This is a genomic window from Synechococcus sp. FACHB-909, from assembly GCF_014698945.1.
In the GTDB taxonomy this organism is placed as follows: Bacteria; Cyanobacteriota; Cyanobacteriia; order PCC-6307; family Cyanobiaceae; genus Cyanobium.
On sequence record NZ_JACJTY010000001.1, the window covers coordinates 165,273 to 178,450 of the forward strand.

The 13,178-nt window shown below is 70.9% G+C and carries 16 protein-coding genes; 8 read left to right on the forward strand and 8 right to left on the reverse strand.

Going from position 1 to position 13,178, the window contains the following annotated elements:
- Positions 1-5: 5 nt before the first annotated feature.
- Together rpsO and ruvA are read right to left on the reverse strand one after the other, a co-directional pair.
- Complete coding sequence (gene rpsO, locus H6G99_RS00800; RefSeq protein ID WP_015108092.1) at positions 6-275, reverse strand: 30S ribosomal protein S15; 270 nt, start codon at positions 273-275, stop codon at positions 6-8.
- 77 nt (positions 276-352) lie between these two features.
- The gene (gene ruvA / locus H6G99_RS00805; RefSeq protein WP_094584483.1) at positions 353-1,003 is read right to left on the reverse strand and encodes a Holliday junction branch migration protein RuvA; all 651 of its coding nucleotides are present in this window, start codon (positions 1,001-1,003) and stop codon (positions 353-355) included.
- A 22-nt stretch (positions 1,004-1,025) separates the two neighbouring features.
- On the opposite strand from ruvA, the gene H6G99_RS00810 reads away from it, so the two are divergent.
- Positions 1,026-1,499, forward strand: coding sequence for a hypothetical protein (locus H6G99_RS00810; RefSeq protein ID WP_190609313.1), 474 nt, complete (start codon positions 1,026-1,028; stop codon positions 1,497-1,499).
- Here the strand turns inward: H6G99_RS00810 and H6G99_RS16255 are convergent.
- Positions 1,488-2,447, reverse strand: coding sequence for a cation:proton antiporter domain-containing protein (locus tag H6G99_RS16255; protein ID WP_353617134.1), 960 nt, complete (start codon positions 2,445-2,447; stop codon positions 1,488-1,490). The genes H6G99_RS00810 and H6G99_RS16255 overlap by 12 nt on opposite strands.
- Before the next feature lie 35 nt (positions 2,448-2,482).
- On the opposite strand from H6G99_RS16255, the gene H6G99_RS16665 reads away from it, so the two are divergent.
- Positions 2,483-2,815 carry a hypothetical protein gene (locus H6G99_RS16665; protein ID WP_286190919.1) on the forward strand — a complete coding sequence of 111 codons (333 nt, stop codon included), beginning with the start codon at positions 2,483-2,485 and terminating at the stop codon, positions 2,813-2,815.
- Between the two features lie 85 nt (positions 2,816-2,900).
- Here the strand turns inward: H6G99_RS16665 and H6G99_RS00820 are convergent, their stop codons facing one another.
- The gene (locus H6G99_RS00820) at positions 2,901-3,815 is read right to left on the reverse strand and encodes a DMT family transporter (RefSeq protein WP_353617135.1); all 915 of its coding nucleotides are present in this window, start codon (positions 3,813-3,815) and stop codon (positions 2,901-2,903) included.
- A 138-nt stretch (positions 3,816-3,953) separates the two neighbouring features.
- Here H6G99_RS00820 and dnaG point away from each other — a divergent pair, with 138 nt between their 5' ends.
- Together dnaG and H6G99_RS00830 are read left to right on the forward strand one after the other, a co-directional pair.
- A complete protein-coding gene (dnaG, locus tag H6G99_RS00825) occupies positions 3,954-6,038 on the forward strand; it encodes a DNA primase (protein ID WP_190609314.1) in 2,085 nt (694 codons plus the stop codon).
- A gap of 59 nt (positions 6,039-6,097) precedes the next feature.
- Positions 6,098-7,096, forward strand: coding sequence for a GGDEF domain-containing protein (locus H6G99_RS00830; RefSeq protein ID WP_190609315.1), 999 nt, complete (start codon positions 6,098-6,100; stop codon positions 7,094-7,096).
- A gap of 5 nt (positions 7,097-7,101) precedes the next feature.
- Here H6G99_RS00830 and H6G99_RS00835 read toward each other — a convergent pair whose 3' ends face one another.
- Genes H6G99_RS00835 through H6G99_RS00850 form a run of 4 tightly spaced genes read right to left on the reverse strand, consistent with a single transcriptional unit; the run spans position 7,102 to position 9,801 of the window.
- Complete coding sequence (locus tag H6G99_RS00835; RefSeq protein ID WP_190609316.1) at positions 7,102-8,382, reverse strand: Y-family DNA polymerase; 1,281 nt, start codon at positions 8,380-8,382, stop codon at positions 7,102-7,104.
- Positions 8,361-8,750 carry a LexA family protein gene (locus H6G99_RS00840; RefSeq protein WP_353617136.1) on the reverse strand — a complete coding sequence of 130 codons (390 nt, stop codon included), beginning with the start codon at positions 8,748-8,750 and terminating at the stop codon, positions 8,361-8,363. The genes H6G99_RS00835 and H6G99_RS00840 overlap by 22 nt, the downstream gene beginning before the upstream one ends.
- Positions 8,751-8,792: 42 nt before the next feature.
- Positions 8,793-9,263 (reverse strand): hypothetical protein, encoded by a 471-nt coding sequence (locus H6G99_RS00845; RefSeq protein ID WP_190609317.1) that lies wholly within the window; start codon positions 9,261-9,263, stop codon positions 8,793-8,795.
- Positions 9,264-9,273: 10 nt separating this feature from the next.
- On the reverse strand, positions 9,274-9,801 hold the full coding sequence (locus H6G99_RS00850) for a pentapeptide repeat-containing protein (RefSeq protein WP_190609318.1): 528 nt from the start codon (positions 9,799-9,801) through the stop codon (positions 9,274-9,276).
- A gap of 227 nt (positions 9,802-10,028) precedes the next feature.
- Here H6G99_RS00850 and H6G99_RS00855 point away from each other — a divergent pair, with 227 nt between their 5' ends.
- The 4 genes from H6G99_RS00855 (at position 10,029) to H6G99_RS00870 (ending at position 13,168) form a co-directional block, all read left to right on the forward strand.
- Positions 10,029-11,630, forward strand: coding sequence for a putative bifunctional diguanylate cyclase/phosphodiesterase (locus H6G99_RS00855; protein ID WP_190609320.1), 1,602 nt, complete (start codon positions 10,029-10,031; stop codon positions 11,628-11,630).
- Positions 11,631-11,642: 12 nt separating this feature from the next.
- Positions 11,643-12,137: a DUF2721 domain-containing protein gene (locus tag H6G99_RS00860; protein ID WP_094584492.1), complete on the forward strand. Its 495-nt coding sequence runs from the start codon at positions 11,643-11,645 to the stop codon at positions 12,135-12,137.
- A 93-nt stretch (positions 12,138-12,230) separates the two neighbouring features.
- Positions 12,231-12,740, forward strand: coding sequence for an HPP family protein (locus tag H6G99_RS00865; RefSeq protein ID WP_353617137.1), 510 nt, complete (start codon positions 12,231-12,233; stop codon positions 12,738-12,740).
- Positions 12,741-12,802: 62 nt separating this feature from the next.
- On the forward strand, positions 12,803-13,168 hold the full coding sequence (locus tag H6G99_RS00870; RefSeq protein ID WP_190609324.1) for a YraN family protein: 366 nt from the start codon (positions 12,803-12,805) through the stop codon (positions 13,166-13,168).
- The last annotated feature ends 10 nt before the right edge of the window (positions 13,169-13,178 follow it).

A 13,178-nucleotide genomic window follows, 5' to 3' on the forward strand; every position in this document is an offset into this window, starting at 1 on the left:
CGTCCTCAGCCGCGGATGCCGAGCTTCTTGATCAGTTCGGCGTAGCGGGTCTCGCTCTGGGCGCGGAGGTAGCCGAGCAGGCGCTTGCGGCGGCCGATCATCTTGAGCAGCCCCTGGCGCGAGGAGAAGTCGTGGATGTTCTTCTGCAGGTGGCCACTGAGTTGCTGGATCCGCTCGCTCAACATCGCGACCTGCACTTCCACCGAGCCGGTGTCGGTGCCGTGGGCCTGATGGGAATTGATCAGTTCCTGTTTCTGGGTGGTGGTGAGCGGCATGGGCGGATCTGAGCCCGAACGGTGCAAACCAACACCTTAACGTGCGGCCCGTTGACCCTCCCCAGGACCGACCCGATTCAGGCCACGGCGCGGGACAGCCAGCGCAGACTTTCCCGGATCCAGTCGTCGGCGCCGGCGGACCCATCGATCCCCGCGGCTACGGCCCGCAGGGCCCGGTGGATTTCCAGGGGCTCGTAGCCGAGGGCCACCAGGGTGATCTGCACCTCCTCGCGGCATGGGGCCGAAGGGACGCCGTCGACCCCATCGCCAGGCTCCCCGTCGTCCTCCAGGGGATCCACCAGGCCGCTGAAGCGCTCCTGCAGGCGGGCTCGCAGCTCCACCGACAGGCGCTCGGCCGTGCGCTTGCCCACCCCCGGAGCCAGGCAGAGGCTGCGCAGGTCGGCGTGGACGATGGCGCGCACGAGATCGGGCACCTCCAGCGCCCCGAGCAGGCCCAGGGCCATCTGGGGGCCCACGCCGCTCACGGCCACCAGTTCGCGGAACAGGTCCCGCTCACGCCGATCGGGGAAGCCGTAGAGGGTCCAGCCGTCGTCGCGGATGCTGTGGTGGATGTGCAGGACCAGTTCGCTGCCCTCCTCCGGCAGGCGGCGCCACTGCCGCAGGGTGAGCTGCACCTCGTAACCCACCCCCTGGCAGATCAGCAGCGCCCCGCAACGGTGAGCCTGCTGCCATGGTTCGGCCAGTCGCCCCTGCAGCCAGCCGATCATGGTGAGACGTGCGTCAGCCCCCATGCTGCCCCTCCTGCCAAGCCCCCCGGCTCGCCTCCCCTCGCTGCCGGCCCCGGTGCCGGCGCTGCTGCTGGCGGGGCTGCTGGCCGTGCTGCTGCTGCTGGGGGGCTGCGGCAGGGTCGGCCAGCCCCCCAGGAGCGTGCTGCTGGACGCCCTTTCTCTGCAGATCCAGCTCACCCAGGGAGCCATCGCCCAGGCCCTCGATCTCCAGGCGGACGGGATGCCTGAGGTGAGCCGGGTGCGGGTCGATGCCCAGGATGCCGTGGCCATCGGGGCGGACCGCGGCCTGCACCTCACCGGTCGCTTCGACTGGCGCCTGCCGGGGGATGCCATCCGGGTCGACAGCCCCTTCGAGCTGTACCTGCAGCCGGGCTCCAGGGGGGAGAGCTGGCGACTGGCCCGCCCCAGCGGCAGCAGCGACGGCAGCAGCCAGGACTGGATCACCGATCCCCTGCCCCTGCGCTCACGCGGCTGAAGGCTCCCCGTCGGAGAGCCGCAGCCAGCGGGCCACGTGCGGCAGGGTGAGGCCCTGCACCAGCAGGTTGATCACCACGACGCAGAAGACGATGCCGCCGGCGTTCTGCACCAGGGACGGCACCGCGGCCGGGTCGATGCCCCGCACCCTGGGGATGGCGTCGACCATCTCGAAACTCAGGGCGAGGGGAACGGCCCCCCGCAGACCGCACCAGGACACCAGGAGCGAATCCCGCCAGGTGAACGGGGAGAAGCGTTGCAGCAGCAGCACACTCACCGGCCTGGCCACCAGCATCATGGCGAGGGCGACGATGATGCCCTCCGGCAGCGCCGGCAGAAGTTCGAGCGGATGGACGCTCAGACCGAAGATCAGGAAGACGGTGATCTCGGTCATGTTGTTGAACGGCAGCAGGGTCTGCTGCAGGGCCTCCGGTGTGATCCGTTCGTTGCTGTAGGTGTGGTTGCGCAGCATCAGGCCCGCCACGTAGGCGCTGATGAAGCCGGAACCACCCATCAGCTCCGCCACGCCGTAGGAGATCAGGCTGATGGCGATGCCCAGGATCAGCAGCTGGTTGCTCTCACGCACCAGCCGGTTGAGGCTGAAGCGCCCCAGATAGCTCACGCAGACACCGATCAGCAGACCGGAGCCGATCTTCTGCAGGAACGTCTGCAGCTGCTCCACCACCACCTGCTGCCCGCCGCTGGCCCCCTCCAGGGTCGTCAGGCCGATCACCAGTCCCAGAAACAGGATGCCGGTGGGATCGTTGACGGAGGATTCGAACTGCACCAGGGCCGCCAGCCGCCGTGGGATCGCCCGCTCCACCAGCTGCAGCACATTCATCGTGGCCCCGGCGTCGGTCGACCCCAGACAGGCGGCGATCAGCATCGCCACGGCCAGCGGCACCTGCCGGAAACCGAGTTCGATGCCGGCCGCATCGGGGGAGGCCACAAACCAGATGATTCAGACCCAGCATCAGGCTGGAGATGATTACCCCTCCCACCGCCAGGATGATGCCGTATTCCAGAAAGCCGCGAATCGAGCGGATATCGGTTTCCAGTCCGGCGTTGAACAGCAGGATCGACAGACTCAGAACCTGCAGTCGCAGGATCGTGTCATGGCTGAACAGGGTGACGGAGGGGTTGATCAGCAGGCCGAACAACAGAACGCCGAGAATCGCCGGCACTCCGATCTTGAGCGAAAAGCGACTGATCGCCAGGGTGCCGAGAAAGATGCCGCCGATGGTCAGCATCATCAGCGGCAGGGGGACGATGCCGGGCGCGATCGGCGGCCTGATCAGTGGCGTCTCCGCTCCCTGACTGAAGCCCGCCACCACCGTGGCCAGCCAGCAATGGAGCCCAACGGGGAATGGCGGGGACAGCAGAGGGACCCAATCCGGCGGCGTCATCGTACGGGCGGCTTCTGCGTCGATGGCACCGCCCCGGCGACACCCGGAGGCTTGCCCAGGCAGATCAATGTGGCCACCAGGATCAGGCCCGCCCCAGCCGCCGTGGGCAGATCGATGGCTTCCCCGAAGATCCACCAGCCCCAGAGGGCGGCGAATCCCACCTGCACGTAGCTGATCGCCGTCGCCCGGGCCGCCGGCAGCTGGGTGAGGGCCTGGGTGAGCCCCACCTGGCCCAGCTGGGTGAACACCCCGATCGCCACCAGCCAGAGCAGCTCGGGCGGTGTGGGCAGCACCGGATCCAGCAGCACCGCCGGCAGGCTCAGGGGCACGGCCACGAGCGGAAAGTAGAGGATGATCACGGCCGGATGCTCGCTTTCCGCCAGGCGCCGCACGCTCACGTAGGCCACGGCGGTGAGCAGGGCGCCGGCCACCGCCACCAGCACCCAGAGCGCCGGCAGGGGGGCGCCGGCCGTGGGCCTGGCCACCAGCAGCACCCCCAGCCAGCCCAGCCCCATGGCCGCCAGCACGCGCCGCCCCAGCCGTTCGCCCAGCAGCAGCCAGGCCAGCAGCGCCGTGAAGGTGGGGTAGAGGTACTGGAGCACCGTGGCGGCGGCCAGAGGCAGGTGCACAACGGCGGCATAGACGCAGAACAGGGCGGCACTGCCCACCAGACCCCGCACCACCAGCAGCCCCCGGCGCTGCCCCCAGGGATCCACGCCGATCCGGCGGACCATCGCGTAGCTCAGGCCCAGGCTCACCAGGGCCCGGGCCAGCACCACCTCGGCCAGGGGGAGACGGTCGCCCACCTGCTTGACCCCCACCACCATCAGGCTGAAGGCGAGGGCGCTCAGCACCATCCAGGCCCCGGCCGGGAGGGCACCAGCGCCGCCGACGGGGCTGATTCGGTTCACCCGGCGATCTCCAGCGGTGGTGGCAGGCCCCAGAATGGCGCCAGTCCGACCACCACCGCTGGGGGGCGTGGCGCCCGTTGCTCCACTCCTTACCTCACAAGCCCTTCCCCTTGAGCCTGCACCCTTGAGCCTTCACCCTTGAGCCTTCCCCGTCTCCACCCCCGCACGATCGAGGCCGTCAAGGAGCGGGCCGACATCGTTGATGTGGTGGGGGAGCACGTGGTGCTCAAGAAGAAGGGCCGGGAATTCGTCGGGATCTGCCCGTTCCACGACGACAAATCCCCGTCGATGACGGTGTCGCCCGCCAAGCAGTTCTATTACTGCTTCTCTTGCGGGGCCGGCGGCAACGCCATCAAGTTCCTGATGGAGCTGCAGCGCACCAGCTTCAGTGAGGTGGTGCTGGATCTGGCGCGGAAGTACCAGCTGCCGGTCGAGACCCTCGACGGCCCCCAGCAGGAGCGGCTGCGCCAGCAGCTCTCCCGCCGCGACCGGCTGCACCGGGTGCTGGCTCTGGCGGCGGGCTGGTTCCAGGGCCAGCTGCGCTCACCGGAGGGGGCGGCGGCCCTCACCTACCTGCGCCAGAAGCGCGGCCTCAGCGAGACCACCCTCGAGGCCTTCCAGCTCGGCTACGCCCCGGCCGGCTGGGACGGCCTGCTGCAGCACCTGCAGCAGGTGGAGGGCCTCGGCCCCGACCTGCTGGAGGCGGCCGGCCTGGTGGTGGCCCGCAAGGGGGGCGGCGGCTTCTACGACCGCTTCCGCGACCGGGTGATGGTGCCGATCCGGGACCGCCAGGGCCGGGTGATCGGCTTCGGCGGGCGCGGCCTGGACGGGGCCGAGCCGAAGTACCTCAACTCCCCGGAAACGGAGGTGTTCGAGAAGGGCAAGCACCTGTTCGGGCTGGATCGGGCCGCCGACCCCATCCGCCGCGACGACCGGGCCGTGGTGGTGGAGGGCTACTTCGATGTGATCGCCCTGCACGCCGCCGGCATCACCAATGCGGTGGCAGCCCTCGGCACGGCCCTCAGTTCCAGCCAGATCACCCAGCTGTGCCGCTGCTGCGACAGCCGGCGCCTGATCCTCAACTTCGACAGCGACGGGGCGGGCATCCGCGCCGCCCAGCGGGCCATCGGCGAGGTGGAGCAGCTGGCGCTGCAGGGCCAGCTGGAGCTGCGGGTGCTGCACCTGCCCGCCGGCAAGGACCCGGACGAGTTTCTCCAGCAGCACGGCCCGGGGGAGTACCGCTCCCTGCTGGACCAGGCCCCCCTCTGGCTCGACTGGCAGATCGAGCAGGTGCTCGAAGGCAAGGATCTGGCCCGGGCCGACCAGTTCCAGCAGGCCGTCTCGGGGCTGGTGCAACTGCTGGGCAAGCTGCCCCAGTCGGCCGTGCGCAGCCACTACCTGCAGCAGGTGGCGGAGCGCCTCTCCGGCGGCCAGGCCCGGCTGGCCATCCAGCTGGAGGAGGACCTGCGTCAGCAGGTCAAGGGCCAGCGCTGGCACGGCCGTTCGGCGAAATGGGAGCAACCCGGGGAGGTGGGCCACCGGGAGCGGGCCGAGGCGGAGATCCTGCGTCTCTATCTGCACTGCCCTGCCTGGCGCGGCGTGATCCGCGCCGAGCTGCGCCGCCGGGAGCTCGATGACTTCGCCCTCCAGCACCACCGCCAGCTCTGGGCCGCCATCGGTGAACTGGAGGAGGACAACCTCGGGGCCGGCCGGCTCGAGGCCATCAACCGGGGCACCGACCCCGGCCTGGATCTGGCCGACCTCGATCTGCCCCGCCTGCTGGGCGACCGGCTGCTGGTGGAGCAGAGCGCCCTGCTCAGCCGCCTCACCCCCCTGCTGGAGCCCAGTGAGGTGCAGCGGCTGGCCCTGGCCCACCCACCCCTGCAGCTGCGGGGGGCCACGGCGTCGCTGGAGCGCCAGCGGGTGCTGCGCCGCTGCCGCCACCTGCTCGATGCCTGGTCGAGCCAGCGCCTCCAGACCCTGGAGCACTGCATCGCCCGGCTGCTGGAGGAGGAGCGCGACGCCCCCCCTGCGGCGGCCGCCCCCCCGGTCACCGGCGCCGGCCTCGACATGGAGACCCGCATCCACGACCTCTTCGACGCGCTCAACGGCGACGCCCTGCGCTTCCAGGAGGCCTACTACGCCGAACGCCGTTATCTGAATCAGCTGGATGACGGCCGCCGTGCCGGCTACGAGGAGACCCTCACGGCCCCGGCCGCCTGACGCCGGGATCCGCTCGCCGCCTTCCGTTCTGCCTACAGTTTCTGTGGAGGCAAGGTCCCATGGCGTCATATCCGGCCTTTCCCGTCCCCGCCGATGAGGATCAGCGGCTCCGCGACCTGGAGCGCTACGGGCTGTTCGAAGCCGACAGCGACGAGCACTTCGACCGGATCCTGGATCTGGCCGCCGCCATCTTCCGGACGCCCATCGTGGCCCTGTCCCTGGTGGAGGCCGACCGGCAGTGGTTCCTGGCCAAGCGGGGCCTCGACGTGCGCGAAACCCCCCGTGAGATGGCCTTCTGCGCCCACGCCATCGTCCACGACGACGTGATGGTGGTGCCCGATGCCCGCGCCGACGAACGCTTCCGCAGCAACCCCCTGGTCTTCGCCGATCCCCACATCCGCTTCTATGCCGGCGCGCCCCTGCAGACGCCGGAGGGCCACAACCTCGGCACCCTCTGTGTCATCGACCGGGAGCCCCGGGACCTCAGCGCCGAGCAGCGCGCCGTGCTGCACCGCCTGGCCCAGCTGGCCATGCGTGAACTGGACCTGCGGCGCCTCGCCCACCTCTGCCCGGTCACCGGCCTGCCCACCCGCCACACCTTCCTGACCATCGGCGAGCGGGAGTTCGCCCGGGCCCGCCGCGATCACCATCCCCTGTCGCTGCTGCTGTTCGATGTCGACAATCTGCGGCTGATCAACAACCGCTGGGGCCACGCCGCCGGCGACCGGGTGCTGGCCGATCTGGTCCAGCTGGCCCGCACCTTCCTGCAGGAGCAGGACTTCGCCGCCCGCCTGGGGGATGGGGAGTTCGCCCTGCTGCTGGTGGGCATCGACGCGGATCGGGCGATGGCCCTGGCCGAGGCCCTCCGCACCGCCGTCACCCACATGTCCGGGGTGCACACCCATTCCGACTTCCGCCTGCACATCAGCGGCGGCCTCACCGCCCTGGCCTCCCAGGATCACGCCTTCCCCGACCTGATCCTGCGGGCCGAGCGGGCCCTTGAGCTGGCCAAGGGCAACGGCCGCGACCAGGTCGCCAGCCTCTTCGAGCGCCCCTGAGGGCCTCAGGCCCGCACCACCGGCACATCGCTCAGGCGGGTGGTGGCCGCCCGGGACAGGCGCGAGCGGCGCATCGTCCAGCGGGGCCGCAGGCCGCAGGCGGCCCACTGCACCGTGCCGCTGCCGTAGCGGCGGTTGAGGCCGTCGACGGCGGCCATCAGGGCCTCGCGCCGCCGCTGCTGCTCCGGCGGCAGCGGCACCAGCAGATGGTGCTGCAGCAGCGTCACCGGCTGCAGATCCTGCAGCAGCACCCCCGCCTTCTGCAGTGGCTTGTGGGGCCGGAACAGCCGCTCGGCCAGGGGCAGGGCGGCGGCGAGCAGCACGGCGGTGTCGTTGCTGGGCAGGGGCAGGGCGACGGTGGCGGCGTTGGCGTAGAAGCGGGTGCCGTTGAAGGGGCTGCTGCGCACGAACACCGTGACGCTGCCCGCCCGCTGTCCCTGGCGGCGCAGCTTCTCGCCGGCCCGGCTGAGGTAGGTGGCGATCGCCTGCCGCAGGCCCTCGAGGCTGGTGACCGGCTCGCTGAAGCTGCGGCTGACGCAGGTTTCCTGCTTCGCCGGCGGCACCGCCACCAGGGGCAGGCAGCTGTGGCCGCGCAGCTCCTGCTGCAGACGCACCCCCACGACGCCGCAGCGGTGCCGCAGCTCGCCGCTCGGCATGTCGCGCAGGGCCCGGGCGTTGGCGATGCCCCGCAGCCGGCACCAGCGGGACAGCTTGCGGCCGATGCCCCAGACGTCCTCGATGGCGATGGCCTCCAGCCAGGGGCCCGGATCCCCCGCCTGGCCCAGGTCGAAGACGCCGCCATGGGAGGGGTCGCGCTTGGCGATGCGGTTGGCGATCTTGGCCAGAACCTTGGTGGGGGCGATGCCCACCGCCACCGGCAGGCCCAGCTGGCGGCGCACCTGGCGGCGCAGGTCTGTCCCCCAGGCGCTGAGGTCGCCGTCGCCGGGCGGGCGGTGCAGGCGACCGAAGGCCTCGTCGATGGAATAGACCTCCAGCTCCTCCACCCAGGCTTCGAGGCTGGCCATCAGCCGCTGGCTCATGTCGGCGTAGAGGCCGTAGTTGGAACTGCGCACCACCACGCCGCGGCGTTCCAGGTCGTGGCGCACCTGGAACCAGGGGGTGCCCATGGGAATGCCCATGGCGCGGGCCTCGGCACTGCGGGAGACGATGCAGCCGTCGTTGTTGGAGAGCACCACCAGGGGCTTGCCGATCACGGCGGGATCGAGGGCCGCCTCGCAGGAGGCGTAGAAGTTGTTGCCGTCGATCAGGACTGTGGCCTGGGCCATCGACCTCCCGGCAGCGAACGGATCACGTGCAGGGCCACGCCCCAGAGGCGGTCGTCGTCGCTGCCGCCGAGGGCCAGGGGCGGGTAGGCGGGGTTGGCCGCCTCCAGCCACCAGCGCGGCCCGCGGCGCACCAGGCGCTTGAGGGTGAAGCCCCCCTCCAGCAGGGCCACCACGATGCGGCCGGAGCGGGGAGCGACCCCCCGGTCCACGACGAGCAGGTCGCCGTGGCGGATGCCGGCGCCGACCATCGAATCGCCGCAGACGCGCAGCAGCAGGGTGCGCTCGGGGTGGAGGTTCAGCTGGGTGTTGAGGTCGACCCCCGGGCCGGGATCGGGGTGAAGGGGATCGGGGTGAGGGGGATCGGGCACGGGCCCCGGGCGACAGACTTCACCCTAGTACAGATGTACTGGTCAGTCCCCGTCTTCGAGCAGCAGCTGTTGAAAGGCGGTGTAGAGCTCCCGTTCGCTGTCGTCGGCCGGGGGTCGCCGGTTCGCCCCGGTCCGGGGGGTCGGGGTGCGGCGCCGGGTGGTGGCCCCGGGGGAGGCGCCAGGGCCGCTCGGGTCGCCACTTGGGCCACCACTGGGGCCCGGGCGGGGGCTGCCGGCGGGGGAGCTGCCGGCGGAGGTGGGAGGTGTCTCCAGCTGCCGCAGGCGCTCCAGCAGATGGGGCGGCACGCTGCCGTCGGCGCTGACGTTCATCAGGGCGCGGAACAGCTTCTGGGGGTCCTGCTCGGTTTCCACCGGATGGCGACGCTCGAGCGCCGATGAGCCGGGGGCCGGAGCGCCGGCGGCCGGGGTGGGAGGCGGCGGGGCGGGCAGCGGGCGGGGCAGCTGGCGGCCGAGGGCCTCCAGCCGCTCGCGGCTGCGGGCATCGAAGCTCATCGGGGCGGGCTCAGCTGCAGTTCAGTGTGTCGCGGGTGAGGCGGCCACTGACGGGATTGGTGCCGCTGGCGGCGGCACAGAGGCTGGTGAGGGCATCACCGCGCAGGGGCACGTTGGTGAAGTCGGCGCCGTCGATGAGCACCCCACGGAACTTGGTGTTGAAGGCGAAGGCGTCGTCGAGGCGGGCGTTGCGCAGGTCGGTGCCCTCGAACACGGCCGAATCCAGGGTGGCGTCCCGCAGGTCGCTGCCGCTCAGGTCGGCGTCCTGGAGCTTGGCGCCGAACAGGCTGGCGCCGCGCAGGTCGGCCCCCGAGAGATCGGCGTCGCGCAGGTTGGTGAGGTTGAAGGTGACACCGCGCAGGTCGGCACCGTGGAAATCGGCCCCGATCAGCACCTGTTTGGCGTAGTCCATCGCCGCCGCCACCGGCATGGGGCGGGCCAGCAGCAGCAGTCCATCCAGCAGCAGGGCCAGGAACAGGGCCAGCAGCAGGGCCGGGAACCGGGGCACGGTGGGCGGCGGGGAGAGGGGGCGCGTCATCGGCGATGAAGCGGAGAAGGTCAGCCTAGGCAAGGGCTCCACGGCGCTTCGAGGCCCGGTGAGGGATGCCGATGGGGAGAGGGCGACTAGCGTGATGCAGGACCGCATCGGCGGCCCGTTCGATCTCCGCAACCATTGATGACCAGGGACTTCCAGCCCAGGGCCTTCCGGCGATCAGGGGCCGGCCGCTGGCCCCACACCACGGAACCCCACACCACGGAACAACGATGGTGAGCCGTGTCGCCGACGCAGGGGAGCCAGGGGCCGGAGCGATCGAGGGCCTGCTGCAGAAGATCGAGCGGCCGGCGGCCCTGGCCGATGGACAGGGGGTGATCCTGGCGGCGAACGGGGCCTTCTGCCGGCGTTCGGGGCTGGAGCTGGCGGCGCTGCGCCAGCGGTCCCTGCAGGAGCTCTGTGCCGCCGACGTGGCGCCGCTGCTGGCGGGGACCGTGGCGAGCCTGCGCAGTGATCTGGTCGGTGGGCCTCAGATCGATGGGGCGATTCCCCTGTCGCTCAGCCGCCTGCCCGCCAACGCCGGGCCGGGGGCGGTCTGGTGCCTGCTGGAGCTGCTCGACCAGCGGGTGAACCTGGCGGATCTGGATGGCCTGGTGACGGACCGCTACGGGGCCGGTGCCGTGCTGCTGCATCTGCAGGTGCTGCAGCTCGACCTGGTGCGCGGCCGGCTGGGCATCGCCGCCTGCGAGGCCCTGATCGAGGAGATCGCCCACCGCCTGGAAACGGCCCTTCCGGCCGGTGGCTTCTTCTCCCGCCAGGGGGGGGACCGCCTGCTGGCCCTGGTGCCGGGAGCGATGGGCATCGACGCGGTGCGCGACATGGCCGGCGAGCTGCTGACCAGCCTGGAGAGCCCCACCACGGTGCTGGAGCACGTCATCGAGCCATCGCTGAACGTGGGCATCAGCCGGGCCCCCGACGACGGCAGCGAGTTCTCGGTGCTCCTGGATGCCGCCACCCGGGCGCTGGAGGAAACCCACCGCCAGCCCTTTCCCAGCTGCTGCATCGCGGCGCCGGTGGAGCGGTCGGTCCAGCTGCAGGAACTGCTGGCCCGTCCGCTCGCCCTGGCGATCGAGCAGGAGCAGCTGGAGCTGGCCTTCCAGCCGATCATCGAGCTGGAATCCGGCCGGGTGATCGCCGCCGAGGTGCTCTGCCGCTGGGATGACCCGGTGCTGGGACGCCAGTCCCCCGCCGACTTCATCGACGTGGCCGAGGCCACGGCCCAGATCTCCTCCCTGGGGCGCTGGGTGATGGAGCGGGCGTTCGAGGCCCTCCGCCGCTGGGACCTCGCCGGGCTGCAGCTGGGCAGGATCTGCGTGAACGTCTCGCCGCTCCAGGTGCAGGATCCGACCTGGAGCAGCGACCTGCTGATGGCCCTGGAACGCCACCAGCTGACGCCCGATCGCATTGTCCTGGAGCTCACCGAAGGCAGCATCCTGGAGATGTCGACCCATGTGGCCGACCAGCTGCGGGATCTGAGGCGGCAGGGGTTCGCGCTGGCCATGGATGATTTCGGCACCGGCTATTCCGGCCTGCAGCGGCTCACCGAGCTGCCCTTCAGCGAAGTCAAGATCGACCGGAGCCTGATCTCCGCGATCGACTACGACCAGCTGCAGCAGGCCATGCTCAGCGCCGTGATCCGGCTCAGTGACGCCACCGGGATCATGGTGGTGGTGGAGGGGGTGGAACGCTCCCGCCAGCGGCAGATGCTGCTCACCCTCGGCTGTCGCCACGGCCAGGGGTACCAGCTCTCGGCCCCGCTTTCCGAACAGGAGCTGGAGGCCCTGCTCCAGAGCCAGATCGCAACGGAGGCCTGAGGGGATCCCCGGATGGCCTGGAGCCTCCCCCTGTTGCTGTCCATCGACATCGGCGATGGGCGCTCGGTGGCGGGGCTCTCCAAGGCGATCCAGCTGTCGGTGGCGCCGGTGTTCCTGTTCACCGGTGTCACCGGTCTGCTGAGCCTGTTCAGCTCCCGGCTGGCCCGGATCATCGACCGCACCCGGGTCCTGCAGGAGGCCCTGGCGAAGAGCCGGGCGCAGCCGGATCCCGATCCCGAGGACGGGGACCGGCTGGAGCAGGTGCTGGCGGTGCAGCGGCGACGCACCTTCCTGATCAACCGGGCGATCCTGGCGGTCACCGTCACCGCCCTGCTGGTGGCCGCCGTGGTGGCGGTGCTGTTCATCAGCGCGGTGGCGGCCCTTGATGTCACCGCCATCGTGGTGCCCCTGTTCGTGGCGGCCATGGGCGCCATGATCGTGGGTCTGCTGCTGTTCCTGTTGGAGGTGCAGCTGGCCATCAGCCAGAACCCGCGCCGGTACTACTGAGTGCAGTTCAACTGAGAGCAGTCAACGCTGATCCAGTCAGCACCAGCGCCAGTGAACTGTCAAATTCGATACAGTTCTGCAATGGCCTGGCTGTTGCGCCTGATCCGGTCCCAGCGGCGCAAGGGCCGGGAGTATCAGCCGAGCTTCCTGCCCGCTCAGGTGCTGTTGTCCTGGTTCGGTGCGCTGCTGGCGATCACCCTTCTGGGACTGATCAGCGTCACCAGTCACTATCCCCTGGTGGCCGCTCCCCTCGGAGCCTCCAGTGTCCTGCTGTTCGGTCATCCGGACAGCCCCCTGGCCCAGCCCCGCAATCTGCTGCTGGGGAATGGGTCGGCGGCCATCGTGAGCGTGGCCTGTGTCGCCTGGTTCGGGACGGCTCCCTGGGTGATGGGCCTGGCGGTCGCCCTGGCCATCGCCGCCGGACAGGTGCTGCGCTGCCTCCATCCTCCCGCCGGCGCCGTCGCCCTGCTTGGGGTGCTCCTCCATGCCGGCCCTGGCTATGTGCTGATGCCTGTCCTGGCGGGCTCCGTGCTGCTCCTGCTGGTGGCCCTGGGCATGGCCTGGTTGGTCCCCGGCCGCTCCTATCCCCATCACTGGATCTGAGCTGCGCCATCGGTTCGCCAGGACCGCAACGGGGAACCCTGGGTCAGCCATCCCCACCGGCCATGCCCCCCAGCCCCGCCCAGCGACAGGGAGCCTGGGCGGAGCAGCGGGTGCTGCGGCTGCTGCGGCTGCGCGGCTGGCAGCTGCTGGAGCGCAACTGGCGCTGCCGCTGGGGGGAACTGGACCTGATCGTCCACAAGCCGGGACGGCTGCTGCTGGTGGAGGTGAAGGGGCGCCGCAGCGGTGGCCTGGATGGCGGCGGGGCGGCGGCCCTGCGCTGGTCAAAGCGCCAGCGGCTGGCGCGGGCCTGGGACTGCTGGCTGGCGGCCCATCCGCGCTGGGAGCGGACGCCGGTGGAGCAGGTGGCGGCCCTGGTGCCGCTGCCGCCCTCCCGGGCGCCGGTGCGCTGGATCCGGCTGGGCGACTGAAGTGATCCTC

Excerpts from the sequence above, each read along its gene's own strand:
- rpsO (WP_015108092.1), bottom strand. The coding sequence starts at position 275 with ATGCCGCTCACCACCACCCAGAAACAGGAACTGATCAATTCCCATCAG.
- ruvA (WP_094584483.1), bottom strand. The coding sequence starts at position 1,003 with ATGATCGGCTGGCTGCAGGGGCGACTGGCCGAACCATGGCAGCAGGCT.
- H6G99_RS00810 (WP_190609313.1), top strand. The coding sequence starts at position 1,026 with ATGCTGCCCCTCCTGCCAAGCCCCCCGGCTCGCCTCCCCTCGCTGCCG.
- H6G99_RS16665 (WP_286190919.1), top strand. The coding sequence starts at position 2,483 with ATGATTACCCCTCCCACCGCCAGGATGATGCCGTATTCCAGAAAGCCG.
- H6G99_RS00830 (WP_190609315.1), top strand. The coding sequence starts at position 6,098 with ATGGCGTCATATCCGGCCTTTCCCGTCCCCGCCGATGAGGATCAGCGG.
- H6G99_RS00835 (WP_190609316.1), bottom strand. The coding sequence starts at position 8,382 with ATGGCCCAGGCCACAGTCCTGATCGACGGCAACAACTTCTACGCCTCC.
- H6G99_RS00845 (WP_190609317.1), bottom strand. The coding sequence starts at position 9,263 with ATGAGCTTCGATGCCCGCAGCCGCGAGCGGCTGGAGGCCCTCGGCCGC.
- H6G99_RS00850 (WP_190609318.1), bottom strand. The coding sequence starts at position 9,801 with ATGACGCGCCCCCTCTCCCCGCCGCCCACCGTGCCCCGGTTCCCGGCC.
- H6G99_RS00855 (WP_190609320.1), top strand. The coding sequence starts at position 10,029 with ATGGTGAGCCGTGTCGCCGACGCAGGGGAGCCAGGGGCCGGAGCGATC.
- H6G99_RS00860 (WP_094584492.1), top strand. The coding sequence starts at position 11,643 with ATGGCCTGGAGCCTCCCCCTGTTGCTGTCCATCGACATCGGCGATGGG.
- H6G99_RS00870 (WP_190609324.1), top strand. The coding sequence starts at position 12,803 with ATGCCCCCCAGCCCCGCCCAGCGACAGGGAGCCTGGGCGGAGCAGCGG.